The organism is Pseudogemmobacter lacusdianii (assembly GCF_030848395.1).
GTDB lineage: Bacteria > Pseudomonadota > Alphaproteobacteria > Rhodobacterales > Rhodobacteraceae > Pseudogemmobacter > Pseudogemmobacter lacusdianii.
This window is the reverse complement of record NZ_JAVDBT010000005.1, coordinates 30146-55279: the sequence shown is the minus strand read 5'-3', so window position 1 is coordinate 55279 and position 25134 is coordinate 30146. Positions and strand designations below refer to the sequence as shown.

Sequence of the window (25134 nt, the reverse complement as noted above, 5' to 3'; positions counted from 1 at the left end):
TGACGCAAAGGCCCGGAAATCCTCCGGGCCTTTTTATATTCGGCTTTAGCTTTGAGCTTTAGGCCGTGCTTTGGTGCTTGCCCCATCCGCCTGCGACGGAAATTCCGAAACGGGGCCTCAAGCGGCGCCTGATCTAGCGCAGGCCCGCTTCCTTACCCCCAAGCGATGCCCCGAAAGTAAAACGCCCCAGCTTGCAGCAGGGCGCTCACTTTAGGCACAGCTGGGATTAGGGATTGGACTGAATCACCTCATTCAGCCAAGGCACGAAATTGGCGATGTTCACATAAGCCGAGAATTCCGCCGTTTCGTCACAGCCCCGCCCCGACGCGCCCGACATCCCCCAGCTGACGATGCCCGCCTGCACATAGCTGCCATCCTCCAGCGGCACCACCAAAGGCCCGCCACTGTCGCCACTGCACGAGACCTTGCCGCCCTCGAACGTACCCGAACAGATCATATTTTCGCTGAGCGGCATGGGCGCTTTGGCCACCAAACTATCCCAAACCGCATAGGCATCTTCATCGCGCAGCCCGAAAACTTCGGCGGCATAGGCGAAGCCCTTAACGGCCTCATCCGCCCGCTCTTCCATCATGGTGACGTTGCAAAGCTCGCGGTCCAGCATCTGGATCTGCACCTGTCGCAGCTCGGCCGAGGGCCGACCGCCATTTTGAAGCCCCCATCCAGTGACCACCGTCGTCACCCCCGGCGCGTTCAGCACTGCGCCAAAATTGGCATCTGGCACGTCAATGGTCTTGAACGGCACCGTCGGCGCGCGGGCCAGTTTGATCAGCGCAATGTCATAATCGAAATCGCTGCCTACATAGGACGGGTGGCGGATGATCCGCTCGATCGGCACCACCTCGCCCGAGCCATCCAGCACATTCGTGCCCACGACAATGGATATCTCTTGCGGCTCAAGGTCGAACCAGTTGCCCTCGCCATCGGGCAGGTGCACGCAATGCGCCGCCGTTAGCACCCATTGATCCAACACCAAAGAACCGCCGCAGAAATGCGCAGCGGTTGATATCGGTTGACCGGCCACCAGCATGGCAACCTGCCAAGGCCATGCCCCCTCTGGCGCGATCTCCCCGCCAATCACCTTGACCCCGGCCGCTTCGGGCGCCGCTTCGCGGGCCGCCTTCGCGCCTGAGGCAGCAAATTCATAGGGCGATGAGGGGTGCGGCTTGGCCATTGGGTCGCTGAAAGCGTCAGCAGAGGTCTCGGCCAAACCCATGCTTGCGGTAAGCCCACCAAGGGCCAGCAGCGTCGAAAAAGTCAGATTATAGAAAGGCTTCATCATCAGACTCCCATACGGATCGGGTCCAAACGCCCCGAAGTCTACTCGGTGATAGGCGTCACCCGCACCAGCTGACGGATCATCGTCAGCGGCGCAGGCTTTCGTGAAAATCCACGGGTTTTGGTCTCGTCAGGCGGCAGCATCCGCCCCTCGAGCCAAAGGCTCATCGGGTCCGAGGCGCTGGCAAAGGCCCGCGTCAGCTCGGGGCTGGCAAGGCGGGTCAAATCCACCCGCCCGCCTTGGTCACTTTCCGGCACCGCCAGCACCCAAATCTCCTCAAGCCCCGCCGAGGCTGAGGCGGCGATTTGCAGCCCCACCGTCACGCTTTCGCCGGGTGCAAGGCGATTGATCATATTCTGCACCGGCCAAATCGGCGCCACGGTGAAGTCGCTGGCAAAGTAGAGGACCGAGACATCTTGCGCCTTGCCAGACCGGTTGGTCAGCGTCAGCCACAGCTCGTCACAAGCGCCAACCCCCTTGGCCGGATCGGCCGCAGCCCCCGGCGCAGCCGTGCCGCATGCGCCACCCTCTGCCGGTGCCCCCGCGCGCCGCTCTACCGCCATCTCCACCACGGCCCCCCCGGTCAGCGCCCGCCCCGCAGCCGCGCCCGAGAGCGTCTGGCGCAAGCGCAAACCATGTGCCGCAGCCTCCAGAACTCGCGTCACCGCCTCGGCCGGGCTCTCCCCCGGCTCCGGTTGGATGCGCGGCGAGGAGCCGGGTCCCTCGGGGTCCAAGACGCCGCTCGCATCGGCCAAAGCCACCGTGCCTTCGGTTAGGATCGGCACCAGATCGGGCTTGGCACCGGGGCCGGGCAAAGCGTCAATCCAAGGCGTATAATCAAACCCGTCCAAAGGGTTGGCAAAGACAGGTGCCGCCAATGCTAAGGGCTGCACCGGGGCCGCCGCCGTGCGCTCGGCCCAAGCCGCACCCGCAGGCAGATCGCCTTCCAGCCGCGAAACCCGCGCCTCGGCTTCAGCCACGGTGACGGTCCCCAAAGCCTCGCCCCCGGCCCCCTCGGCGTAAAGCGTCAGCTCCGCGCCGGGCTCCAACCCCTGCAACAGCCCCGCCGCCACTCTGCCCTCTTGCAGCCGATAGCGCCCCGCCGCAGCGCCCGCGCCGAAGACTTGCGCCTCCAGCAAAGGCCCCTCGCCCTCGGGCATCTGCCGCGCCGGGCCTTGCGCCATCGCCTCCGTCGTTGCCGCCAAGACCTGCGCCCAACTCGCCTCGGGCGCCGTGCTCAACACATCGGCCAATCGCAAGGTAAACTCGCCATGCCAAATCCCGGTCTCGCCCAAAGGATATTCGAACGAGCGTTCATCGGATTGCGAGGAGTAAAGAAACACATAATCACCCTGCAACGGCGCCACTGGCACCACCTCAGAAGGGCCGCCCGAGGCCTCGGGGATGCCCAAAACCTCAGGTTCCAGCGTTTTGGCCTGGCCCTCGCCGCCCAAGGCGCGAAACCCGGTCGCGGAATGGCAGGCGTCAATCAGGCCCACAAGCTGCACGCCCCGGCCCGTCAGCTCTTGCGCCCAAGCGTAAAGCTCATCGTCCAACAGCGCGTTTTCAACCGCGCCAATGGCCCCCTTCCAGCCCGCAGCATCGGCGGGCAGCAAGATCTCATCATAGCCGCCGCCCTCATCACCCGAGGCATCCGGCGCCTGCGACCCATGGCCCGAGAAGTAGAACACCACCGTATCGCCCGGCTCTGACTCCGCGGCCACCGCCACCATCGCCGCCGTGATCGCCGCCTTAGTGGGCACGGTATTCGTCACCCCCTCGGGCAAGTCCGGCGGGTCCGAGGCCAAAACCCGGATCGCCCCAGCCGCCACGCCACGCCCGAGCAGCGTCTCGGCCATCAGCTGTGCGTCATGCGAGGGGCCTTTAAGATCGGCATCCAGCACAAGATAGTCCGACACGCCAATGACAATCGCCCGCGTCTCCGCCGCAACCGGAGCGGCCCAAAGCGCCGTGCAGCCTAAGAGAAGTGCATTTGTAAAATTGCCTGTCATCGCATCACGATAGCCAAGCGCGGTGGTCAGGCAAGCCTGCGATGCGGGCTGCGGCTTTCCTGTCAGCATTTGTCACCGAAAACGCCCCCCGCTCAGCCTTTTAGCGTGGGGAAGGCCAGCTCCACCACCAAGCCGCGCGCCGTCTCGGGCAGGGTCAGCCGCGCGCCGTGACGGGTGGCGATGGCGCGCACCAAAGCAAGACCCAAGCCATGCCCCTTGATGCCCCGCGCGCGGTCCCGCTCGGCCCGGGTGAAGCGGTCAAACGCCTCATCGCGCAAAGATTGCGGCATGCCGGGGCCGGTGTCGGCAAGCCGCAAGATCACTTGCCCCGCTTCTTCCGCCACAGTCAGCGCCAGTTGATCCCCCGGCGCGCAATATTTGATCGCATTGTCCAAGAGGTTCGCGAGGAGCTGCGCCAGCAAGGTCCGATCCCCCAAAACCATCAGCCCCTGAGAAATATTCGCCCGCGGGATCAGCCCCTTATCCTCGGCCAAAGCCTCGTAAAGATCCCAGACATCCACCGCCGTTTGCGACAGATTCACCGGCAAAAGCCCGCCGCCGCCCTCATCCGCTTCGGCCCTGCTGATGTCCAAAAGCGCGTCAAACATGCGGATGGTCTGGCGCATCTCGCCCTTCAGCGCCGCCACTTCAGCCTCTTGCCCTTGCAAGCTGGAAAGCCTTTGCAGCATGCGGTTAAGCGGCGTGCGCAGCTCATGCGCGATGCTGTCGGAAAGCTGGTGGGTGGCGCGGTTGAGGCTTTCGATCCGGTCGAGCATGGCATGGACATGGGTCTCCAAAAGCCCAAATTCATCCATCGCGCGCGGCCCCGGCAGCCGTGCCGACAGTGCGCCCGCCGCCACCTGATCGGCCAGATCATTCAGCCGCCCGATCCGGCGCATCACCCATGCGGCGGCAAGCCAGCCGGTCGCGCCCGCCACGATCAAGACCCCGACCAAAAGCGCCAGCATCCCCTGCCGCAGCGCCGCCAAGGTCGCATCGACGGGTTGCAAAGAGCGCCCCAGAAGAAGTGGGAAATCCCCCGGCAAAGCGCGGGCCACGACCAGCCAGCGCTGACCTTGCATCTCAATTTCTTGAGCGGGATCAATGGTAAAGCCTTCACCCTGCCGCGCGAGCCCCTCGGGCCAGCCGGGCAGAGTGCCTGCCAAAACCTGCCCCTGCCGGTCCAAAAGCAGTGTCATCTCGCCGCCGCCAAGATCGGCCCGCAAGGCAATCGCCTCGCGCAGGGCAATGATCCGGCGTTGCGCATAAAGTGCTGCAAACCCGTCAAGATCGGCGGCCAGAAGGCTGCGCTGCGCGGCCATCAGACGCGCCTCGACCAGCCGATATTGCAGCGCCATTGCCCCCAGCGACAAGGCCGCCACAGCAAGCGCCATCACCGCCGCCAGCCGCCAGGTCGCGCGGGCCTGCCAAGGGCGCTGCACCCCCATTTACGCCCCAGATCCGGGCAGCGGCGCGAAGACGTAACCCTCGCCCCGCGCGGTCTGGATGGCGTTGCTCCCCGCCTCCTCCAGCTTGCGCCGCAGCCGGCCAACATGGACATCGACCACATTAGTGCCGGGGTCGAAGTGCAAATTCCAAACGTTCTCAAGAAGTTGCGCCCGCGTTACCAACTGGCCTGCGTTCTGCGCAAAATAGCGGATCAGCTCAAACTCCTTGGGGCTGACCGGCACATGCGTGAGCCGCACATGCACGGTGCGCGCCTTCATCCGGATCTCAAGATCGCCAAAGGCCAGAAGATCATTGTCCAAAACCTGCATCGTGCCGCGCCGCAGCAAGGCCCGCAGCCGGGCGCGCAGCTCTTCCGGCTCAAAGGGTTTCGGCAGGTAATCATCCGCGCCCTTCTCCAACCCCTCAACCCTTTGTGCCGCGCGGCCCAGCGCCGAAAGCACCAAGATCAGCGCCCGACTGCCCGAGGCCTTGATCCGCGCCATCGCCTCAACCCCGTCGCCGCCGGGCAGCATCCGGTCCAGCACGATCACCCGGTAATCGCCTGCCGCAGCCTCGGCCAAACCGTCGGCCAAACTGTCGCGGTGCACGGCGGTGCAGTCCAAGCTTCGGACGACCGAGGCCACGGCGGCGGCGGTTTCGGCATCATCTTCGATGATCAAAATGCGGTCATGGGGGGCTGTGTCATGCATGGCGCTAGGATCAGAACACGATGACGCTGGGGTCAAGCACATTCGCACCGCCCACCGGGCGCAACCCACTTTCATCGCCCCAAGGGTCCATGACGACATGTCGGGTCTGACCATCCACCCCGCGCACGCGCACAAGCACAGGCGCGCTGATCTCTAGCGCCTTGAGTGCCGCACCTTCCATCGCGGCACCATTCACCGCCAAGATCCGCTCGCCGGGGCTTAGCCCCGCACCGCCAACCAAACCATTGGGGGCCGCTTCAATCACCTCACCTTCCGCGCCCAAAACCAGCCCCAAAGCGCCAAAGGTGTAGCTTCGCACCCGCTCTGGCGCGGTGGGGCCAATCCCGCGCAGGCTCAGGCCCGAGGCCTCAGTCTCAGACACAAAGTCCAGCTGCACTTGCAGCCGCTCACCTTGCCGCAGAACGGTTAAAAGCGCGGTTTCCTCGGGCAATGCAGCCTCGATCAAAAACGCGAAGTCTCCGGGTGCAGAGATCGGGTTTCCGTCCACTTCCAAAAGGATATCGCCGGCCTGCAGCCCCGCCACCTCGGCCAGACCGCCCTTAACGCTGCCTTCAACCAAAAGCCCCTGCGCCGGCACATCCAGCATCGCCGCAAGGCTGCGGTCCAGCGCCCGCGCCCGCAGGCCCAGCGCCGGATAGGGCCGCAAAGTCTCCTCGATCAGACCTTGCACGATCCGCGCCAGATCCGCCGCCGGGATCGCATAGGCGATGCCCACAAAGACCCGGCTGCCGTCGGCAATCTGGCTGTTCATGCCAATCAGCCGCCCTTCGGCATCAACCAAAGGCCCGCCAGACGAGCCCGGATTGACCGCCGCATCATGCTGCAACATGTGGATCGGCACCGCGATATCCACCTGCCGCGCTGCGGCCGAGATCAGGCCCTCGGTCAAGGTGAACTCCACCCCCAAAGGTGCGCCCAAGGCGTAAACCTCTTGCGCCAAAGCCGCCGGGCCCGGTGCAGGCACCAAGCCTCGCTGCCCCTTTGACGCGACAGAGATCACCGCCACATCGCGCAAAGCATCCCGCGCGATCACCCGGCCGATCTGCTCTTGGCCGTCGCGATCCACCAGCCGAACCTCCTCGGCCGCGCCCACCACATGGGCATTGGTGACCGCAACCGCGCCGCTTACCCCCCACAGAAAGGCCGAGCCGAGGAAGCGATTGTCAGCATCGGCGCTGCGCAGGGTCAGCACCGCCTGCATCGCCCCTTCAAGGGGACTATCGCGCTCCACCGCCTGCGCGGATTGAAGGGGAATAAGGGCCAGCAGGCCGCAAAAGAAGGTGCAAAGGATTTGGCGCAAAACCGAAAGACGAAGGATATTTATGCAGGTCACGGGGGGTCACTTTCCTAACTGCGGCACCGCCCAGCCGCTAGCCCGGCCCGGCGTCTCATTGACCTCCAAGCTAGGCGGGCGCTCTGGCAAGGTCACATGACAAAGGCCGTCACGCTGCAAAACCGCGTTTACAGGACCGCCCCGCGGCCTCATGTTCGGCGCAGAACCCGCTGCAAAAGGAAGGCCGCAATGCCCCAATCGCCCCGGTCGGCCTTACGGTTTTTGCCGTCTCTTCTGCTGGTTGCCACACTGGCGCCAACTCCTCTGCTGGCCGAGGGCACCCCGCTGCGCTTGGCCGAGCTTTCGGCGCGGGTCTATGCGGCTGGCCATTCTGCGGGCGACCCTATTGTGCTGCTGGCCGCTGCCACTATGCGCCGCAATGCCAATCTCCCCGCCGTCCCTCTGACGCCCGAAGCCATTTATGCCGAAGCCGCCACTTTGGCCGAAGACGACCCTAAGCTCTTGGCCCTGATCGATGATTTGCAGGCCGAGACCTCCAAGGGCGTCGCCTCAGGCCCGATCTACCAACTCGCCGCCCTGGCCGTTGGCGAGATCGACAGCCGCCCGCCGATGCCCTTTCGCGGCGGCACCTATGCCGAGGTCTATGTCGAGGCCGCCCCCGGCGCCGATCTTGACCTTACCGTGTTGGATGACGCGGGCCATGTGGTCTGCGCCGACCGCGAAGACAGCCACATCGCCTATTGCGGCTGGACCCCGGCCAATGACGGAAATTTCACGCTTCTGATTGAAAATGCAGGCGCCGTCCCTGCCGATTACGCCTTGATGACAAACTGAATCCCGGAGAGTTTTCAGATGTTTCGCAAGCTGGCTCTGTCCTTGACACTCGCACTTTGCGCCCTGCCCGCCGCCGCGCGGGAAAATTACGCTTTGCTGATTGGTGCCAATGACTACCCCAATCTCGATCAGAAATACTGGCTCAACGGCCCGAAAAACGATGTCGAGCTGGTGCGCGATTACCTCCTGCAAGCCGCCCCGGTGCCCTTTGCGCCGCAAAATGTTGTGCTTTTGACCGATGGCACGCCCGGCGTACAGCCCGCCACCTTGCAGGCGATCCGCGATCAAATCGCGGCGCTGACCGCCAAGGCCCAGCCCGGCGATTTCATCTATCTGCATTTCTCGGGCCACGGCACCCGCGCCCCCGCCACGCATGACCCGACCGAGCTCGATGGGCTAGATGAGCTGTTCTTGCCGGTCGATATCGGCCCGTGGAATGACACCGTGGGTGCGGTCGAAAACGCGCTGGTCGATGATGAGATCGGCGCGATGATCGACGGTCTCCGTGCCAAAGGCGCAGATGTCTGGGTGGTCTTTGACAGCTGCCATTCCGGCACCGCCACCCGCGCCGCCGATATCGGCGATGATGATCTGCGCTTGCGCCAGTTGGACCCCGCCGCCTTGGGCCTTGATCCCGATGCTTTGGAAGAGATTGCCAGCCGCTCGATCGGTGATCCCCGCGCGCCGGAAGAGCCTCCGGTGGACCTCTCCGGCTCCGCCCAACCCGGTGCTTTCATTGCTTTTTACGCCGCCCAAACCAATGAGGTGACGCCCGAGAAGAACCTTCCCAAGGGCAAGCCTGATCGCAAACCGCAAGGCGTCTTCACCTATACTTTGTTCGAAACCTTGGCCGAGCATCCCGGTGCGACATATGGCCAAATCGGCCAAGAGATCTTGCGCAAATATGCGGTGAAAAACCTCGCCCGCGCGACCCCTTTGTTCGAGGGCGATCTGGATGCCGTGGCCTTCTCGGGCGACGCGGCGGCCCCCGTCACGCAATGGCAGGCCGAGGTTCAGGATGGCAGTTTCACCATCCCCGCCGGTGATCTGCATGGCATCGCCTTGGGCGATCTTCTCGCCGTCATGGCCAGTGCCGCCGATGCGACAGATGCCGCCTTGGGCTATGTGCAAGTCACGGAAGTGCAAACCTTTTCTACCACCGCCACCCCCGTGGCGCATGACGGCAAGACCCTGCCGGAAGAGCTCCCCAAAGGCGTTATGCTGCGCAAATTGGGCGCTGCGGTTGACTTCACTTTGACCGTGGCGCTGCCCCCGCCGGGCACGTCCCCCGCCGATGCGCTGCTGGCGGAACTGGCCACGCTGCAAGAACTGGTCGGCCCGCGTCTCATCTTCGTCGCCCCCGGCGCCGAGGCCGATTTGCGCCTTGCCGTCCTGCCCCAAAGCCCCCGCCCCGATGCGATCTGGGTGCTGCCCGCGACGGGTCTGGCCGAGGATCTCAGCCAAACGCCGTCGGTTTCATCCTCCGACAAATCCCCGCAAGATCTGGCGCTGACCTTGGGCGATACGCTGACCGCAATGGCCCGCGCGCTTAATCTGATGAAGCTGGGCGGCAGCCTTGGCAGCGGCTCCAGCCTAAATGTCGAAGTGGAGATGCTGACCAAAAGCGCCGCCAATCCCAGCCTGACGCCCCTCGCCTTCACCCCGGTTCCGGTGCTGCTTCCCAATGACGAAGTGCATGTGCTGGCGCAGAACCACTCGGATCAACCCGTTGATGTGAATGTGCTTTATCTGGGCGCAGACTATGCCATCACCCATTGGGCGGCAGAGCGCCTTCACCCCGGCGACACGTTGAAACGTGGGCTTTTCGCCATCGGCGGTGAGGCTTTGGGCCAAGAGCGGATGATCGTCGTCGTCACCCCGGCGCAGGCGCATAGCCCAGTGGAAAACCTCAGTTTCCTTGCCCAAGACGCGCTTGAGCTCACCCGTGAGGTCACCGCCGGACAAGGTGCCGAACCCGGTCTCAGCGCCCTTCTGGCCGAGGCGGGCTTTGGCGAAACCACACGCGGTGCCGTCGCCTTGGGCGCCAGCACGGCCGAGGCCGCAGGCCCCGCCCCGATCATCTTGCAAATGGAGTTGCGCACCCGCCCCGCGCCTTAAGGCGCCGCTTGCACCGCCGCCACCAGCTCCAAAAGCTTTGGCCCCAGCCCCTGCACCACCAAAGCCACCCCTTCGGCATTGGGGTGGATGCCATCGCTTTGCATCCATTTGGCATAGCTCGCCGGCTCTGCCATCGAGGCCCCTGCCGCCACAAAGCCAGCAAAGAAATCAGGCGCCAGCAAAGCGCCATGCTTTGCCGCAAGCTCAGGGTAGATCGCATCGAACTCGGCCTTATAGGCGGCACCGAAATTCGGCGGGGCCTGCATCGCCACCAAAAGCACTGGCAGGCCTTTGCCCCGCGCCACGCTTAAAATCCCATCGAGATTGGCCCGCACCTGCGACGGCGTCACCCCGCGCAGCATGTCATTGCCGCCAAGCGTCACCATCACCGCCTGCGCATCCGGCCCCAAGGCCCAATCGACCCGCGACAGCCCCCCCGCCGTGGTATCGCCCGAGACCCCGGCGTTTTGCAGCACCAATTCAACGCCCTGCTCTGCCGCCCAAGCCTGCAAACGCGGCACCAGCCCCTGATCTGGCGCCAGCCCATAGCCCGCCGTCAGACTGTCGCCCAAGGCCACCACCGTCACCGGCTCGGCCGCCACCGCCCCGCCACAGGCAACACCCAGCGTCAAAACCAACGCAGATGTGACATTGCGTGCGGCAGAAATTGCGCCATATGCCAGTTTAACACTGCCTTGCAGAAAGCTCTTCATGTCCGCTCCCGTCCTGACGCTCACCGACGTCCACTTGACCCTTGCCGGCAATGCCGGGCCGGTCGATATCCTCAAAGGCATATCCCTTACCGTCAACCGGGGCGAGACCGTGGGTCTCATTGGCCCCTCGGGCTCGGGGAAATCCTCGCTTTTGATGCTGATGGGCGGGCTTGAGCGCGCCACCGGCGGTGAGGTGCGGGCTTTGGACCACGACCTGACCGCGATGGATGAAGACGCCCTTGCCCGCTTCCGCAGGCAGAATATGGGGGTGGTGTTTCAATCTTTCCACCTGATCCCGACGATGACCGCTTTGGAAAATGTCGCCATCCCGCTGGAGCTTGCTGGGAATAAGGACGCCTTTGACCGCGCCAAGGCCGAATTGGTCGAGGTTGGCCTTGGCCACCGCTTGGACCATTACCCCTCGCAGCTTTCTGGCGGCGAGCAGCAGCGCGTGGCTCTGGCCCGCGCCGCCTCCCCGCGTCCGGCGCTTTTCTTGGCCGATGAGCCGACCGGCAATTTGGACGGCAGCACCGGCCAAGCCATTATGGACCTCCTCTTCGCTTTGCGCGACCGCCACGGCGCGACCTTGATCCTTGTCACCCATGCGCCCGAGCTTGCCAGCCGCTGCGACCGCATCGTCCGGCTCGCCGATGGTCGTCTCGACGCCACGGTCCCGGCATGAGCGGCATGCTTTCGCTGGCCAGCCGCATCGCCGCGCGTGAATTGCGCGGCGGCATCAAAGGGTTCCGCGTCTTCATCGCCTGCCTCGCCCTTGGTGTCGCGGCCATCGCCGGGGTCGGCACCCTGCGCGCCGGCATCCAATCGGGCCTCGCCGAGCAAGGCGCGGTGATCCTTGGCGGCGACGCCGAGATGCGCTTCACCTACCGCGCCGCCGATGCGACCGAGCTTGCCTTCATCGACCAAATCTCCACCGCCCAGTCCGAGGTCTATGACTTCCGCTCCATGGCCGTGGTCGAGGGCGATGAGGCCCTCACCCAAGTCAAGGCCGTCGATGCCCATTGGCCGCTGACCGGCACGGCCACCTTAGACCCCGCCTTGCCCGTGGCCGAGGCCCTCGCCGCCAAAGACGGCCTGCCCGGCGCGATCATGGACCCGGTGCTGGTCGAGCGGCTGAACCTGCACATCGGCGACAGCTTCCGCCTTGGCACCCAAGATTTCCGCCTCACCGCCGCCCTGATCCGAGAGCCCGATTCCGCCTCTGCCGGCTTCACCCTTGGCCCCCGCATCGTGGTGCGGACCGAGGATCTTGCCCAATCGGGCCTCCTCACCCCCGGCGCGCTTTTCGAGACGCGTTACCGTATGCTTCTCCCTACGGGCGCCGATCTCGAAGCCCTGCAATCCGAGGCCGTGGCGCAATTCCGCGACACCGGCATGCGCTGGACCGACAGCCGCAACGCCGCTCCTGGGATTGAGACCTTTGTCACCCGCATCGGAAGTTTCCTTGTTCTTGTGGGGCTTGCGGGCCTTGCCGTGGGCGGCGTCGGCATCGCCTCGGCGATCCGCAGCTATCTCGACGGCAAGACCGGCACCATCGCCACGCTGAAAACCCTTGGCGCATCTGGTGGGCTGATCTTCACCAGCTACCTTCTGCAAACCGCCCTCCTCTCGGCCCTCGGCATCGCCCTTGGCCTGATCCTCGGCGCCGCGATCCCGCTGATCGCCGCCCCCTTGATCGAGGCTTCGCTGCCCTTCCCCGCCGCGATCAGCCTCTCGCCGCAAGCCCTGCTTGAAGCCGCCTTCTACGGCGCGCTCTCGGCCCTCATTTTCACCCTGATCCCGCTGGCCAGAACCGAGCGTCTGCGCCCCGCCGCCCTTTACCGTGGCGCCACCAACCAGCCCTTGCCGCGCAAACGCTGGCTCGCACTCCTTGCTTTCCTCATCGCGCTGATGATCGGCAGCGCCACGCTCGGCTCGGGCATCGCCAAACTGGCCCTTGGCACCGCAGGCGGCATCCTTGCCGCGCTTGCCACCCTTGCCCTCGCCGCCCTCGGCCTGCGCTGGACCGCCCGCCGCATCGCCCGCAGCCGTCTGACCCAAGGCCGCCCCGCCCTGCGCGCTGCCATCGCCGCCATCGGCGCGCCGCGTGGCGACACCATGGCCGTTGTGCTCTCGCTGGGCCTTGGCCTTTCGGTCCTTGCCGCCGTTGGCCAGATCGATTGGAACCTGCGCCGCGCCATCGACACCGACCTGCCGACCCGCGCCCCCGCCTTCTTCTTCGTCGACATCCAGCCCGACCAGATCGGCCCCTTCCTTGACCGTATGGCCGCAAACCCAGAGGTGACCGAGACCGAAACCGCCCCGATGCTGCGCGGCGTCATCACCCGCATCAACGGCAAGCCCGCGCGTGAGGTGGTGGGCGATCATTGGGTCGTGCGCGGCGATCGCGGCATCACCTATGCCGCCAACAACGGGGCTAAGTCCCGGATCACCCAAGGAGAATTCTGGCCCGAGGATTACACCGGCCCGCCGCAAATCTCCTTCGGCGCCGAAGAGGCCGCCGAGATGGGCCTCAAGCTTGGCGATGAGATCACCACCAATATCCTTGGCCGCGACATCATCGCCACCATCACTTCCTTCCGCGAGGTCGATTTCTCCAATGCCGGGATCGGCTTTGTGATGACGATGAACCCTGCCGCGCTTGCTGGTGCGCCCCACACCCATATTGCCACCGTTTATGCCGGGCCTGATGCCGAGGCCGCGATCCTGAAAGACGTGACCCGCACTTGGCCCAATATCACCGCGATCCGCATCCGCGAGGCGGTGGACCGGGTGGCCGAGGCGCTTTCCGCCATCGCCACCGCCACGGCTTGGGCCGCTGCGGGCACGCTCATCACCGGCTTTATCGTGCTGATCGGCGCCGCCGCCGCGGGCGAGCGCGCAAGGATTTATGAGGCCGCAATTCTGCGCACCCTCGGCGCCACCCGTGGCAAAATCCTTGCCAGTTTCGCGCTCCGCGCCGGGCTTTTGGGCGCCGCCGCAGGCGTGGTCGCCGTGATCGCTGGCGGAGTGTCCGGCTGGGCGGTGATGACCTTCGTGATGGAGGGCGATTACATCTTCGAGCCGGTCTCGGCCCTTGCCATCGTCACCGGCGGTGTGCTCGCCACCCTGCTCGCAGGCCTTGCCTTCGCCGCAAGGCCGCTTTCGGTCCGCCCCGCCCAAGTGCTGCGCGCGCAAGACTAGCGCGCGTAAGCCCCTCTTAGGCCAAACGTTTCACTTCACGACGCAACCAAGGCAGCACCAGCGCAATGGCCCGCAACTCGCGGCTCGTGCGCCGCAGCCGCAGCAGGCCCCGCGCCAAAGCGCCAAGCGGCGACAAAATCCAAGCAAGCCGCCCCATCCGCTGGAAAACCTGAACCGAGCCGCCCGCCGCGCGGTAGCCCGCAAAGGCCGCCTCAATCCACTCCGGCGCCTCGGGCCAGCGCACAAAGGCGCTTTGCGCCATGATCATCAGATCCATCGCTTGGCGATAACCGCCACGCCTGCCCGGCCCGAAGCGCTCAAGATCAATGAAGCGCAGCTGCGCGCCGTCCCAGCACATATCGCGCACCGCCGGACGGCCATGCACCTGCCCCGCCGCATGCAACTTGGCCAAAGCCGCCCCCGCCGCCCGCATCGCGCCCAGCTTTTCCGCCAAGGACACATCGGTGGCTTGGATCAGCGCCACCAAAGCCGGGCCTGCATCTTCCAAGACAAACCAGCCTGGCCCCTGCAGCGCCAGCCGCGCCACCGGCAGATCCATCGCCTGCATCTGCTGCAAACCCTTAAGTTCGCGCGTAAAACTGACCGAAGGATCACCCTTTTGCAGCCGCAACCGGCCGGAAAGCCGCTCAACCTCTTTCAGCCAAAACCGCCGCCCATCGGGCAGCTGCAACAGCCGCACCCGCGCATGGCCCGCCTGCAAGGCAGCCTGCACCGCTTGGCTCAGCATGGCGTCACCCGCCCCGTCGAGAGGTTCCATCAATCGCACCTACCCAAACCAAGGTGAACCGCCGCAAAGCGCCAAAGCGCGGGCCACCCGCTCAGTCGAAGAACCCCGGCCCTGCTTCGGCCAGCAAGGCCTCGGCCAATGCCACGCCCAAAGCTTCGGCCTCCGCCACCGCACCGCGCCGCTCACCGCTGACCACAGCCGTGCCATCGGGCCGCAAAATCTCGCCCCGCAGCCAGATTTGGTCGCCCGTAACCTCGGCGAGCCCCGCAATCGGCGTCTCGCAAGAGCCGTCCAAGCGGCGCAAGAACGCCCGCTCGGCCGCCAGCCGCTGGCCAGTCTCGGCATGATGGATCGGCTCCAGCAAAGCCGCCACCCGGTCATCGCCAATCCGCCGCTCGACCCCAATCGCGCCTTGCGCGCAAGCCGGCAGCATCTCTTCCGGCGCGATGGCCGAGCGGGCCACCTCAGGCATCCCCAGCCGCGTCAGCCCAGCCATGGCAAGGAAAGTGGCATCCGCCACGCCCTCTTCCAGCTTGCGCATCCGCGTCTGCACATTGCCGCGAAACTCCACCAGCTTCAAATCCGGCCGCCGCAACGCCAACTGCGCCCGCCGCCGCAAAGACGACGAGCCCACCACCGCACCTTCCGGCAAATCCGCAATCGAGGCGTATTTCAAGCTGACAAAGCCATCCCGCACATCGGCGCGCTCCAGATAGCAGTCAAGCACCAGCCCCACGGGCTGCTCCACCGGCATATCCTTCATCGAATGCACGGCAATATCGATGCCGCCATCCAAGAGCGCCTCTTCAATCTCTTTGGTAAACAAGCCCTTACCGCCGATCTCGCGCAAAGCCTTGTCCTGCACCATATCGCCGGTGACCTTGATCACCACGGTCTCAAAGGCCGCCTCGGGCAGATCATGCGCCGCCATCAGGCAGCGCCGCACCTCATGCGCCTGCCACAAAGCAAGCGGCGAGCCACGGGTTCCAATCTTCAGCGGGCGGGTGGGCGAGGGCATATCGATCATGGCTTTGGCCTAGCGCAGCAGGGCCAAAAGGGCAATATCCACCACCATCGCACGCCCCTTCCCCCTTGCGGCAAAGCGGCACGCTGCGGCGGCAACCCCCTTTCCACCCTTGCAAATGCCCCGCTTTCACGGCACCCCAAGGCAAGATCGAAAGGACCGACCATGAGCCAGAAAACCATCCTGCGCGCCCTTGCCGGTGAGACCCTGCCGACCCCGCCAATCTGGATGATGCGCCAAGCCGGCCGCTACCTGCCCGAATACCGCGCCACCCGGGCGCAGGCCGGAGACTTCCTGTCTTTGTGCTACAATTCGGAACTCGCGGCCGAGGTCACCTTGCAGCCGATCCGCCGCTTCGGCTTTGACGCGGCCATCCTCTTTGCCGACATTCTCCTTCTGCCCCAAGCGCTTGGCCCGAAACTTTGGTTCGAGACCGGCGAAGGCCCGCGGATGGAAACCACCACCACCGCCGCCGAAGTCGCCGCCCTGCGCCCCGCAGAGGCGATCCACGACACGCTGCACCCGATCTATGAGACGCTCCGCATCCTCAAGCGTGAGCTTCCCTCCGAGACCACCCTCATCGGCTTTGCCGGCGCGCCTTGGACCGTCGCCACCTATATGATCGCCGGTCGCGGCAAAGAGGAACAGGCCGGCGCACACCGTCTGAAAACCGAAGACCGCGCCACCTTTGAGACGCTGATCGACAAAATCACCGAGGCCACGATCCTTTACCTCTCGGCGCAAGTCGAAGCCGGGGCTGAGGTTATCAAGCTCTTCGACAGCTGGGCAGGCTCGCTCAAAGGCCAAGATTTCACCGATTTCGCAGTGAAACCCACCGCCCGCATCATCGCCGCGCTGAAAGAGCGCTACCCGAGCCTGCCGATCATCGCCTTCCCGCGCGAAGCCGGTGACGGCTACATCGGCTTTGCAGCGGCCACCGGCGCCGATTGCGTCGCCATCGACAACTCGGTCTCGCCCGACTGGGCCGCCGCCAATGTCCAAACCACCGGCTGCGTGCAAGGCAACCTTGCGCCGCATCACATGGTCACCGGCGGCGAAGACCTCATTCGCGAGACCCGCGCCGTGGTCGAGGCGTTCCGCAAAGGCCCGCATATCTTCAACCTTGGCCACGGCATCACCCCCGATGCTGACCCCGCCAATGTGCAATTGATGATCGACACCGTGCGGCAGGGCTAAGCCCTACCGCAGGCTTTACGACACATTAGGAACCACCGATGCTGCCTCTTTGGACTTGGATCGCTCTGGGCGGCGCCATCGCGCAGACCGGACGCAATGCCACGCAATCGGGGCTGACGAAGAAGCTTGGCACTTTGGGCGCGACCAACACCCGCTTCCTTTTTGGCCTGCCCTTCGCCTGCCTCTTCCTTGCGCTGGCGCTTTGGTTCAGCGCTGAACCCCTACCGTCGATCTCAGCCGTGACCTTCGGCTGGACCCTGACCGGAGCATTGGGGCAAATCGCTGGCACCGCCATGATGCTCCAAGTGATGCGCTCGCAATCCTTCGGCCTCACCACCGCTTGGCTCAAGGTCGAGCCGGTGCTCGTGGCCATCGCCGGTTACGCGATCTTGGGCGATGCGCTGACTTGGCCGATGCTGGGCGCGATCGCTGTCGCCGTCGCGGGCGTCTTGGTGCTGACGCTGAAACCGGGCTTGGGGCGGCAAATGCTGACCGGGATTGGCCCGGCGCTGATGGGCCTTGCGGCGGGCTTCGCCTTTGGCCTTTCCGCCATCGCCTTCCGAGGCGGCATCACCTCGCTCCCCGAGGGCAGCTTCCTGATCCGCGCTTTGACCACGCTGGCCTTGTCGCTCGCGCTGCAAACCGTGATCCTTGGCGGCTATCTTTGGCTGCGCAACCGCGTCGCCCTTTTGGCCAGCTTCACCGCCCTTGGCCCCTCGCTGGCCGCAGGTTTCCTTGGCGCGCTGGCTTCGGCCTTTTGGTTCATCGCCTTCTCGCTCACTTCCGCCGCCAATGTGCGCACCTTGGCCTTGGTCGAGGTCATCTTCGCCCTCGCCGTCTCGCGCTTTGCCTTTGGCCAAAAGACCACCCAGCGCCAATTGGTCGGCATCGCCATCCTGCTTTTGGGCGTGGCGCTTTTGATGCGGGTCTCGATCTAAAGCGGGGTCTGGCTAAAGCCGGGTCTGGCTGTCAGAGCAATCTAGCGCCCACCCATAGTTCGGGCGCTGGCCGGGGACACTTTCGCGCCTATTAACCCGGCCGCAGCGTTAACCCTTCAGCCCTTTTGCCAGACCGAGGCAAACATCTCCCGCAAAGCCGCCAGTGCCTCAGCGCCATCTTCGCAGTCCGGCCCGATCTTCACGCCGACCGAGGTCGCAAAGCCAAAGCTCGCCGCCTGCGCCGGGTCCAGAACGATCTCAATCCCCGAAGCGGTCTCAATCACCCGGCTCACCGCATCCTCGGCACCGAATTCCTCGCTGCCGATCTCCAGCCAAATCGGCCCGCCGCTCAGCGCCTGCCGGAACAGCACATAGGGCTCGTCCTCATCCTCACCTTCGGCAAAGCCGATGAAGAGCAGACCCTCTTCATCATCCTCAACGACCGAGCCATAGGCCGCAATCACATCAATATCGGCCATCTGAGGCACCCCTATTTGCCGGACCCGCAGGCCCTATTCGTTAACGTCCGCCGCAAAACCCAAGGCATGACCTTTGCCATACCTTAGCCATACCTAAAACAGACCTTATCCAGACTTGGCTGGTGCCGCGGCGGCAAAACCTGACCGCTGCGCCCGCCGCGTTAATACCATTTCGCGATCGGAGGCAGGCTCATCAGCACCGCATTGGCATCATGCCCGGTCTCAAGGCCGAATTTCGTGCCCCGATCATAGACCAAATTATACTCGGCATAGAGCCCGCGATGGATCAACTGCGCCTCGCGATCCGCCTCGGACCAGGCCGTGCCACGGCGCTTTTCGGTGACGGGCAAGAAGGCCGGAAGGAAAGCCTCACCCACCGCTTTGGTAAAGGCAAAATCGCGGTCCCAATCCCCGGTGTTGTGGTCATCAAAGAAGATACCCCCAACCCCTCGTGCCCGGCCCCGGTGCGGGATGAAGAAATATTCATCCGCCCAAGCCTTGAAACGAGGGTAATAATCGGCGGAATGCGCATCGCAAGCGCGCTGCATCTCGGCGTGGAAATGCGCGGTATCCTCGGCATATTCGATGCAAGGATTAAGGTCGGCACCACCGCCAAACCACCAAGCGCCGGGCGTCCAAAACATCCGCGTGTTCATATGCACCGCAGGGGAATGCGGGTTAACCATATGCGCCACAAGCGAGATCCCACTGGCCCAAAAGCGCGGATCGGCGCTCATGCCCGGCACCCCGCGCGCCGCCATAGCTTTCTGAGCCTTTTCAGCAAGTTGCCCATGAACTGCCGACCAATTCACGCCCACTTTTTCAAAGACTCGACCGCCGCGCAGCACCGACATCAGCCCGCCGCCACCATCTTTACGCGTGGTGGGAGAGACCTCAAAGCGGCAAGGCGTCTCGCCCTCAGGCGTGGCCCTTGCCTCAAGCTCTTCAAAAGCTGCAACAATTTGGTCGCGCAACTGGTGAAACCACCCCGACGCTTGCGCTTTCCGCGCCTCAAAATCCGCTTGCATCGCCGCCTCCTGCTGCCATCTTCCCCCTTCCCTATCACCCCAAGAAGCCGGGAGCCAACGCGACGTTTGGCATCAGCGCGGGAACCGGATAGGCTGTTGAAACGTAATGTCTTTCAGGCCCCATCTGTCGCGAGTTCCCGCCATGAAACGCCTCTTGCCCCTCAGCTTCCTTGCGCTTTTGACTGCCTGCGGCACGCCGCAAGAGCAGTGTATCGCGCGGAACACCCGCGACTTGCGCACGGTCGAGCAGTTGATCGCCGAGACGCAAGGCAATCTGCAGCGCGGCTATGCCCTTGAAAAGAGGGTGGAAAGATACCGCGCCTTTGAGCCTTGCCTGCTGCCCTCGCCCCCCGATGCCAATGGCAACCCGCAGCCCCCGCGCCGCGCGACCTGCCCCGATGTGCGCGAGCGGACCTATACGGTGCCAAAGACCATTGATCTTCAACTTGAGTCGCGCAAACTGGCCCAACTGCAAGACAAGCGGCTTGAGTTGCAGCGCAGCGCCCAGCAGGTTGTTCAACAGTGCAAGGCGCAATATCCTGAGTAATCAATAGGCTGGGACAGCGACCCGCTCGATCAGCCCGCGCCCGCCGTCCACACAAAGCACCTGCCCGGTGACAAATCGGGCAGCGTCCGAGGCGAGATATTGCACCGTCTCAGCCAACTCATCCGGGCCCGCAATCCGGCCCAGCGGTGTTGCTTGCGTCAAAGCCTCACGCCAATCGGGGTTCTCCCGCAGCGCCCCCTGCAAACTTGCGCTCATCACCGAAGCGAATGAGATCGCGTTAACCCTAATCCCCTTCGGCGCCAGTTCGACCGCCATGCTGCGCGTCATTTGCTCCACCGCTGCCGAAGCGATCGAATAGCCCATCAGCCCCTGCTGCGTCCGCCCCGAAGCTATGCCCGAAAGGTTAATGATTGATCCCAGCGGCGCGCCCGGCTCAAGCCCGGCCTTCTCGCCCGCCTGCAGCATGCGCCTCGCGGTCATCTGGCTCATTCGCAGCGCCGTCATCAGATTTTGCTGCAACAAAAGATCGACGGCATCCGCCTCGGGGACCAACGGGTCCGAGGTGCAGAACCGCCGACTTGCATTGACCAAAATGTCAACACGATCAAAGGCATCCACCGTGGCCGAGAGCAGGTTCGCAATCGTTAGCTTTTGTGTCAAATCCCCAGCAAACAGCTGAACTTCACCCTCAGCGCGCGCCTCTTCGCCCACCTCATCCAACAGCCGAGCCTCATCGACATCGGCAAACATCACCCGCGCACCTTTGTCCAAAAGGTGGCGCGCGATGGCCAGGCCAATGCCATTGGCGGCCCCGGTAACGATGGCGGTTTTGCCGGAAACCGAAAGAGACATGATAACCCTGCCTTAACTTTTCTGTGTCAGCTCTTCCGCCGAGGCTTTGCCGCCCGCATCACTCGAAAGGCACTGTCCGCACCGATTTGTTCAACCGTCAGGAAGGCGGCCTCAAGCGCATCATCATAGGGCAGATGGCGGTTTGCGACCATATATAGCACGCCATCGGGCGCCATCATCTTGCGCGCGGCGGCGATGAAGGCCAGCCCCAGCGTCGGCTCGGCGGTGCGGGTGGTGTGGAAGGGCGGGTTCATCACCACGGTCTCCACCAGCGACTCGGGCCGGAATTTCAGCGCATCAGCCCAATGGAATTGCGCCCGTGGGTCATCGACATTGCGCCGCGCACAATCCAGCGCATCGCGCTCCGCCTCAACCAGATCCAACCGTTTGACGCCGTCCCGCGCCAAGATTTGGCGGCTGAGGTACCCCCAACCCGCCCCCAAATCGACCACCTTTGGACCCAGCTTGGCGGGTAAAAGGCTGGCGAGCAGCATCGAGCCACGGTCTGCCGCATCCGCCGAGAAAACACCCGGCAGGGTGACAAAACCGTCTTCGATCTGGCTTTCTTGGCCTGACCAATGGGCCAGCTCTGGCCCAGCGGGGAAGCTTGCCAGCTTGCCATGGGCTTTGGACAAAACCTCACCCAAAGCCACAAGCCCACGCAATTCCTTGATAATCGCCTCAACCCCATCAGTCTTTTGGCCATCAAACACCACTGATCCGCCGGGGACCACTGCCGCCGAAGCCTCGGCCAGCAAAGAGCGGGCATGGGCGCGGGCCCGTGGCAGACAGACCAGCGCCGCCGCGTAAGGCGCGGCCGGCTCCACCGCATAGCCAAGGGCGGCGAAATGGTCGTGATCGGGCTTGAAGCCGGTCAACACGACGACGCGCTCTTTCGGCAAGGCCGAGAGATCATCCCCGATCCGCGGCCGATAGACCGCGGTTCTGCCCTCGGGCAGCGCCCACAGACCATCCTGTAGCGCCCGTTCAAGTCGTTCGGATTGCATGTTTTACCCTAGGGCCGCGCGGCCCTATTCCTTTTCCATCGTGCATTGCAGCGGGTGCTGATGGCGGCGGGCGAAATCCATCACCTGCGCCACTTTGGTCTCGGCCACCTCGAAACTGAAGACGCCGACCACCGCAAGACCCTTCTTATGCACCGTCAGCATAATGTCGAAAGACTGCGCATGGGTCAGGCCGAAGAACCGCTCAAGGATATGCACGACGAATTCCATCGGCGTGTAATCATCGTTCAAAAGCAAGACCTTATACATCGGAGGCCGCTGCGTCTTCGGCTTGGGCTTGGCCAGTAGCGAGGTGTCTTGCCCATTGCCCGGCGCACCTGGCGCATCATCGCCTTCAGCCGCAGCCGTCCAAGGAAGTGTGCGGCGGGCTTGGGTCAGCCTGGTCTTCGTCAGTCTGACAGGGCGCAGGGTCAAGGCTAGCTCCATAAGGCTGTAACGGCGGTCACGGGCAGCACGGCTTGGCTGCAGCACATGGCAGAAATTGGCACGCCGCGACCGGGCCCGCGATGGGACCGACCGTCGGAAAGATCAGGCAAGAATATAGACCATTTTGGGCCGACGAAAAGGGGCGGGATTGCAAGGCACGCTTGCGAAAGGCAAAGAGCAAAGCTGCCGCAGCCGTTGCCAAAGGGAGCGCTCCAGATGCTGACCACCATCGGCTTTGATGCCGACGACACGCTTTGGCAAAACGAGGCCTATTTCCGCCTGACGCAAGAACGCTTTGCCGATCTCTTGCGCGATCATGCCGAACCTCAGCACTTGTCCGAGCGGCTGCTTGAGGCAGAGCGGCGCAACATCGGCGCTTACGGTTTTGGCGTCAAAGGCTTCACCCTTTCGATGATCGAAACCGCGATCGAGGTGACCGAAGGGCGCGTTCCCGCTTCGGTGATCTCAGAAATCCTTGGCTCGGGTCGTGCGATGCTGGACCATCCGGTCGAGTTGTTGCCCCATGCCCGCGACGCGGTGGAAGCTTTGGCCCAAAGCCACCGAATCGTGCTGATCACCAAGGGTGACTTGCTGCATCAAGAGCGCAAACTGGCCCAATCGGGTCTGGGGGATCTCTTTCATGCGGTGGAAATCGTCTCAGATAAGACGGCCCAAACCTATCAAAACGTCTTCGCCCGGCATGGAACCGGCCCCGAGCAGGCGCTGATGGTCGGCAATTCGCTAAAATCTGATGTGATTCCGGCAATCGAGGCCGGGGGCTTCGGCGTCTATGTGCCACATGGGGTGACATGGGCGCTGGAATCCGCCGATGAGCCGCAAGGCCATCCGCGCTATGCCAGCATGGCTGACCTTTCTACCCTGCCCGAGTTCGTGCGCAGCACTAGGTGATTCCCCCATAGTTTGCGGGGCAACGACGACCTGCCCCCACATCTTCCCCGCCCAAAACGAACCTGCGGCAGTTCGGCCACTGGATGAAGTCAAGCCCAAAACCCCTTGGAAATTACTGGTTTTCCCAATGCACACCCTGTGCTAGCGTGAGCTTGGCAGAAATGAGGTCTCAGCGAATGGGGCCCGCTTACAGGCATAAGGGACAGGCGACGTGGCATCGCTTCTCGAACGGTTAACCCGTAATCTTTTAATGGTCGTCGCACTGTCGGCGTTTGTCCTGTCGCATCCGGCTCAGGCCGCGCCCTATGCGGCGATCGTGATGGACGCCCGTTCGGGCAAAGTGCTTTACGAGCGCAACGCTGACACCAGATTGCACCCCGCCTCTCTCACCAAGATGATGACGCTTTACGTCGTCTTCCAAGAGATCGAGGCCGGGCGGCTGAGCTTGGACGACCGGATCACCGTGTCGAAATATGCCGCCTCGCAACCGCCGTCGCGGCTGGGGCTGAAGGCCGGGCAAAAGATCGCCGTGCGCTATCTGATCCGGGCCGCTGCGGTCAAATCTGCCAATGATGCCGCTGCGGCTTTGGGCGACCATATCAGCGGCAACCACGAAGCCTTTGCCAAGCGGATGACCAAAACCGCTCGGGCGATTGGGATGAAGAACACGACCTTCAAGAATGCCCACGGGCTGACGCAGGAAGGTCATCTGTCCAGTGCGCGCGATATGAACCTGCTGGGCCGACACCTCTTTTATGACTTCCCGCAATATTACAACATCTTCTCGCGCCGGAGCGCCGATGCGGGCATTGCCAAGGTGAACAACACCAACACCCGCTTCCTTGATGCCTATGAAGGCGCGGACGGGATCAAAACCGGCTATACGGTCGCTGCGGGCTTTAACCTGACCGCCTCGGCGCAGCGCGGCAAGAAGCGCATCATTGCAACCGTGTTTGGCGGCACCTCGACCGCACAGCGCAATGCCAAGATGCGCGAACTGATGGATATCGGCTTCGATGCCGCCCCCAACAATGCCCGCGAGCGGCGGCCCGATGCTGCCCCGGTGCCTGAAGAGGCGCTGATCGCGCAAGCGCCGGCCGAGATCGATGTGCCCGATGCCGAGGGCGGTGCTGGCAAAACCATCCGCGTCTCGGGGGGCGTGCTCAGCTCGCCACGTCCGAAGATCCGCCCCGCGGCTGCCGCGCCGGTGATGGTGGCCGAAGCTGCGCCTGAAGAGATCGTGCCCGACGCCGTTGCCTTGGCGATTGCCGCCAGCGTCGAGGATGCCTTGGGCGAAGCGATGGCAGAGCCGCCGCCCGCCGGCACGCTGGATGCGCAGGCCTTTGCGATGGAAAATGGCGCCACCGAAGCCGCAGCTGTGGAAGAGCCCGCTCTCGCTGTTGCCGCCTCTGAAGCGCCCCCGCCGCCTCCGGCTTCGCTTGAAGCGCAAGCTTTGGCCCTGGCCGCTTTGGACGCCAATCTCGCCCCGGTGATTGAAGCACCACAGATCGGAGAATCCGCCGCCGAAGGCACACTTGACGCGCAGGCTGTGGCTCTGGCCGCGGCTGATCCTGCTGGCGAAACGGCGCCAGAGCTTGCAACGGACCCGACGCTGGCCGGTCTGCGCCCCGCAGCGCGGCCCGAGAGCCTTGCCCCCGATGCCCCCCCGGCAGCCGAAGTGCAGCTGGCTGAAGCGCAACTGGCTGAAGAGCTGCCCTTTGAGCTGGTCACTGAACCCGTCGCTCCGCCTGTCGCAGAGACCGTTGAACTGGCCGCTGCAGACCCTGCAATCGAGCCCAGGATCGAGACGATGATCGAGGCCCCGGCAATGGAAACCCCGCGCATTGAAGCGGTGCAAACCGTCGCCGCCGTCACCTCGGCCCCTGAGGTAGCCCTGGCGGCAGAGGCTGCCAAACCCACCCGCAACGCGCCAATCTTTGAATCCGCTCCCGCCGAAGAGGTCGCCTTGGCCGCTGCGGAAGTGCCGGAAGAAGAGCTGGTGGTGATCTCGAAATCGACCTCGGGCGGGCGGCATTTCGGGGTGAACATCGGCAAATACAACTCGCGCCCGCAGGCAGAGCGCGAGCTTTTGAAGCTGGCTTTGGTGGAAAGCGCCACGCTGAACGACGGTCTGCGCAAGATCTCGCAATCGGGCAATGCCTATCACGCCAACTTCATGGGGCTGACGTCGGATCAGGCAAATCTTGCTTGCCGCCGGATGAAGGCGCGCGGCGTGCCTTGTGAGACGATTGGCGGCTAACCCCCGACCCTTCGCGACAAAAACCTGCATGAAAAAACCCGAAGCGGCTGACCCGCTTCGGGTTTTTCTTTGGCCAAACGCGGCCCGTTTG

22 protein-coding genes are annotated in these 25134 nt (G+C 64.0%); 9 read left to right on the top strand and 13 right to left on the bottom strand.

Features of this window, described 5'->3' with window-relative positions; translation table 11 throughout:
• Positions 1–226 precede the first annotated feature (226 nt).
• Genes Q9295_RS06260 through Q9295_RS06240 form a run of 5 tightly spaced genes read right to left on the bottom strand, consistent with a single transcriptional unit; the run spans position 227 to position 6822 of the window.
• A complete protein-coding gene (locus Q9295_RS06260; protein WP_306679663.1) occupies positions 227–1300 on the bottom strand; it encodes a serine protease in 1074 nt (357 codons plus the stop codon).
• Positions 1301–1338: 38 nt separating this feature from the next.
• Entirely contained in the window at positions 1339–3378 is a 2040-nt protein-coding gene (locus Q9295_RS06255; protein ID WP_306679662.1) for a caspase family protein, read from the bottom strand.
• Positions 3379–3401: 23 nt separating this feature from the next.
• A complete protein-coding gene (locus Q9295_RS06250) occupies positions 3402–4757 on the bottom strand; it encodes a sensor histidine kinase (protein ID WP_306679661.1) in 1356 nt (451 codons plus the stop codon).
• Complete coding sequence (locus Q9295_RS06245; RefSeq protein ID WP_306679660.1) at positions 4758–5468, bottom strand: response regulator transcription factor; 711 nt, start codon at positions 5466–5468, stop codon at positions 4758–4760.
• 10 nt (positions 5469–5478) lie between these two features.
• Entirely contained in the window at positions 5479–6822 is a 1344-nt protein-coding gene (locus Q9295_RS06240; protein WP_306679659.1) for a S1C family serine protease, read from the bottom strand.
• 189 nt (positions 6823–7011) lie between these two features.
• Between Q9295_RS06240 and Q9295_RS06235 the strand changes: the two genes are divergently transcribed.
• Both Q9295_RS06235 and Q9295_RS06230 read left to right on the top strand, forming a co-directional pair.
• Positions 7012–7617, top strand: coding sequence for a hypothetical protein (locus tag Q9295_RS06235; protein ID WP_306679658.1), 606 nt, complete (start codon positions 7012–7014; stop codon positions 7615–7617).
• A gap of 18 nt (positions 7618–7635) precedes the next feature.
• The gene (locus tag Q9295_RS06230; RefSeq protein ID WP_306679657.1) at positions 7636–9735 is read left to right on the top strand and encodes a caspase family protein; all 2100 of its coding nucleotides are present in this window, start codon (positions 7636–7638) and stop codon (positions 9733–9735) included.
• Here Q9295_RS06230 and Q9295_RS06225 read toward each other — a convergent pair.
• The gene (locus tag Q9295_RS06225; RefSeq protein WP_306679656.1) at positions 9732–10448 is read right to left on the bottom strand and encodes an arylesterase; all 717 of its coding nucleotides are present in this window, start codon (positions 10446–10448) and stop codon (positions 9732–9734) included. The two genes, Q9295_RS06230 and Q9295_RS06225, sit on opposite strands and share 4 nt — an antisense overlap.
• Here Q9295_RS06225 and Q9295_RS06220 point away from each other — a divergent pair.
• A complete protein-coding gene (locus Q9295_RS06220; RefSeq protein WP_306679655.1) occupies positions 10447–11130 on the top strand; it encodes an ABC transporter ATP-binding protein in 684 nt (227 codons plus the stop codon). The two genes, Q9295_RS06225 and Q9295_RS06220, sit on opposite strands and share 2 nt — an antisense overlap.
• Positions 11127–13649 carry an ABC transporter permease gene (locus Q9295_RS06215; RefSeq protein ID WP_306679654.1) on the top strand — a complete coding sequence of 841 codons (2523 nt, stop codon included), beginning with the start codon at positions 11127–11129 and terminating at the stop codon, positions 13647–13649. Before Q9295_RS06220 ends, Q9295_RS06215 begins: the two co-directional genes overlap by 4 nt.
• Before the next feature lie 16 nt (positions 13650–13665).
• On the opposite strand, the gene Q9295_RS06210 is transcribed toward Q9295_RS06215, so the two are convergent.
• On the bottom strand, positions 13666–14427 hold the full coding sequence (locus Q9295_RS06210) for a BUD32 family EKC/KEOPS complex subunit (RefSeq protein WP_306679653.1): 762 nt from the start codon (positions 14425–14427) through the stop codon (positions 13666–13668).
• Between the two features lie 61 nt (positions 14428–14488).
• Positions 14489–15424 carry a hydroxymethylbilane synthase gene (gene hemC / locus Q9295_RS06205; RefSeq protein ID WP_306679652.1) on the bottom strand — a complete coding sequence of 312 codons (936 nt, stop codon included), beginning with the start codon at positions 15422–15424 and terminating at the stop codon, positions 14489–14491.
• A 162-nt stretch (positions 15425–15586) separates the two neighbouring features.
• On the opposite strand from hemC, the gene hemE reads away from it, so the two are divergent.
• Entirely contained in the window at positions 15587–16618 is a 1032-nt protein-coding gene (gene hemE / locus Q9295_RS06200; protein WP_306679651.1) for a uroporphyrinogen decarboxylase, read from the top strand.
• 38 nt (positions 16619–16656) lie between these two features.
• Positions 16657–17556 (top strand): EamA family transporter, encoded by a 900-nt coding sequence (locus Q9295_RS06195; RefSeq protein ID WP_306679650.1) that lies wholly within the window; start codon positions 16657–16659, stop codon positions 17554–17556.
• A gap of 116 nt (positions 17557–17672) precedes the next feature.
• On the opposite strand, the gene Q9295_RS06190 is transcribed toward Q9295_RS06195, so the two are convergent.
• Together Q9295_RS06190 and hemF are read right to left on the bottom strand one after the other, a co-directional pair.
• Complete coding sequence (locus Q9295_RS06190; protein ID WP_306679649.1) at positions 17673–18035, bottom strand: hypothetical protein; 363 nt, start codon at positions 18033–18035, stop codon at positions 17673–17675.
• Positions 18036–18196: 161 nt separating this feature from the next.
• The gene (gene hemF, locus Q9295_RS06185) at positions 18197–19063 is read right to left on the bottom strand and encodes an oxygen-dependent coproporphyrinogen oxidase (RefSeq protein ID WP_306679648.1); all 867 of its coding nucleotides are present in this window, start codon (positions 19061–19063) and stop codon (positions 18197–18199) included.
• Between the two features lie 142 nt (positions 19064–19205).
• Here hemF and Q9295_RS06180 point away from each other — a divergent pair, with 142 nt between their 5' ends.
• Positions 19206–19610, top strand: a complete 405-nt coding sequence (locus Q9295_RS06180) for a hypothetical protein (protein WP_306679647.1) — start codon at positions 19206–19208, stop codon at positions 19608–19610.
• Here Q9295_RS06180 and Q9295_RS06175 read toward each other — a convergent pair whose 3' ends face one another.
• The 3 genes from Q9295_RS06175 to clpS are packed head-to-tail and all read right to left on the bottom strand — an operon-like array spanning position 19611 to position 21826.
• Positions 19611–20423: an SDR family NAD(P)-dependent oxidoreductase gene (locus Q9295_RS06175; RefSeq protein WP_306679646.1), complete on the bottom strand. Its 813-nt coding sequence runs from the start codon at positions 20421–20423 to the stop codon at positions 19611–19613.
• A 26-nt stretch (positions 20424–20449) separates the two neighbouring features.
• On the bottom strand, positions 20450–21430 hold the full coding sequence (locus Q9295_RS06170; protein ID WP_306679645.1) for a class I SAM-dependent methyltransferase: 981 nt from the start codon (positions 21428–21430) through the stop codon (positions 20450–20452).
• 24 nt (positions 21431–21454) lie between these two features.
• Positions 21455–21826 carry an ATP-dependent Clp protease adapter ClpS gene (clpS, locus tag Q9295_RS06165; RefSeq protein ID WP_373457436.1) on the bottom strand — a complete coding sequence of 124 codons (372 nt, stop codon included), beginning with the start codon at positions 21824–21826 and terminating at the stop codon, positions 21455–21457.
• Between the two features lie 264 nt (positions 21827–22090).
• Between clpS and Q9295_RS06160 the strand changes: the two genes are divergently transcribed.
• Positions 22091–22783 carry an HAD family hydrolase gene (locus Q9295_RS06160; RefSeq protein WP_306679643.1) on the top strand — a complete coding sequence of 231 codons (693 nt, stop codon included), beginning with the start codon at positions 22091–22093 and terminating at the stop codon, positions 22781–22783.
• 211 nt (positions 22784–22994) lie between these two features.
• A complete protein-coding gene (locus Q9295_RS06155) occupies positions 22995–25043 on the top strand; it encodes a serine hydrolase (RefSeq protein WP_373457431.1) in 2049 nt (682 codons plus the stop codon).
• The last annotated feature ends 91 nt before the right edge of the window (positions 25044–25134 follow it).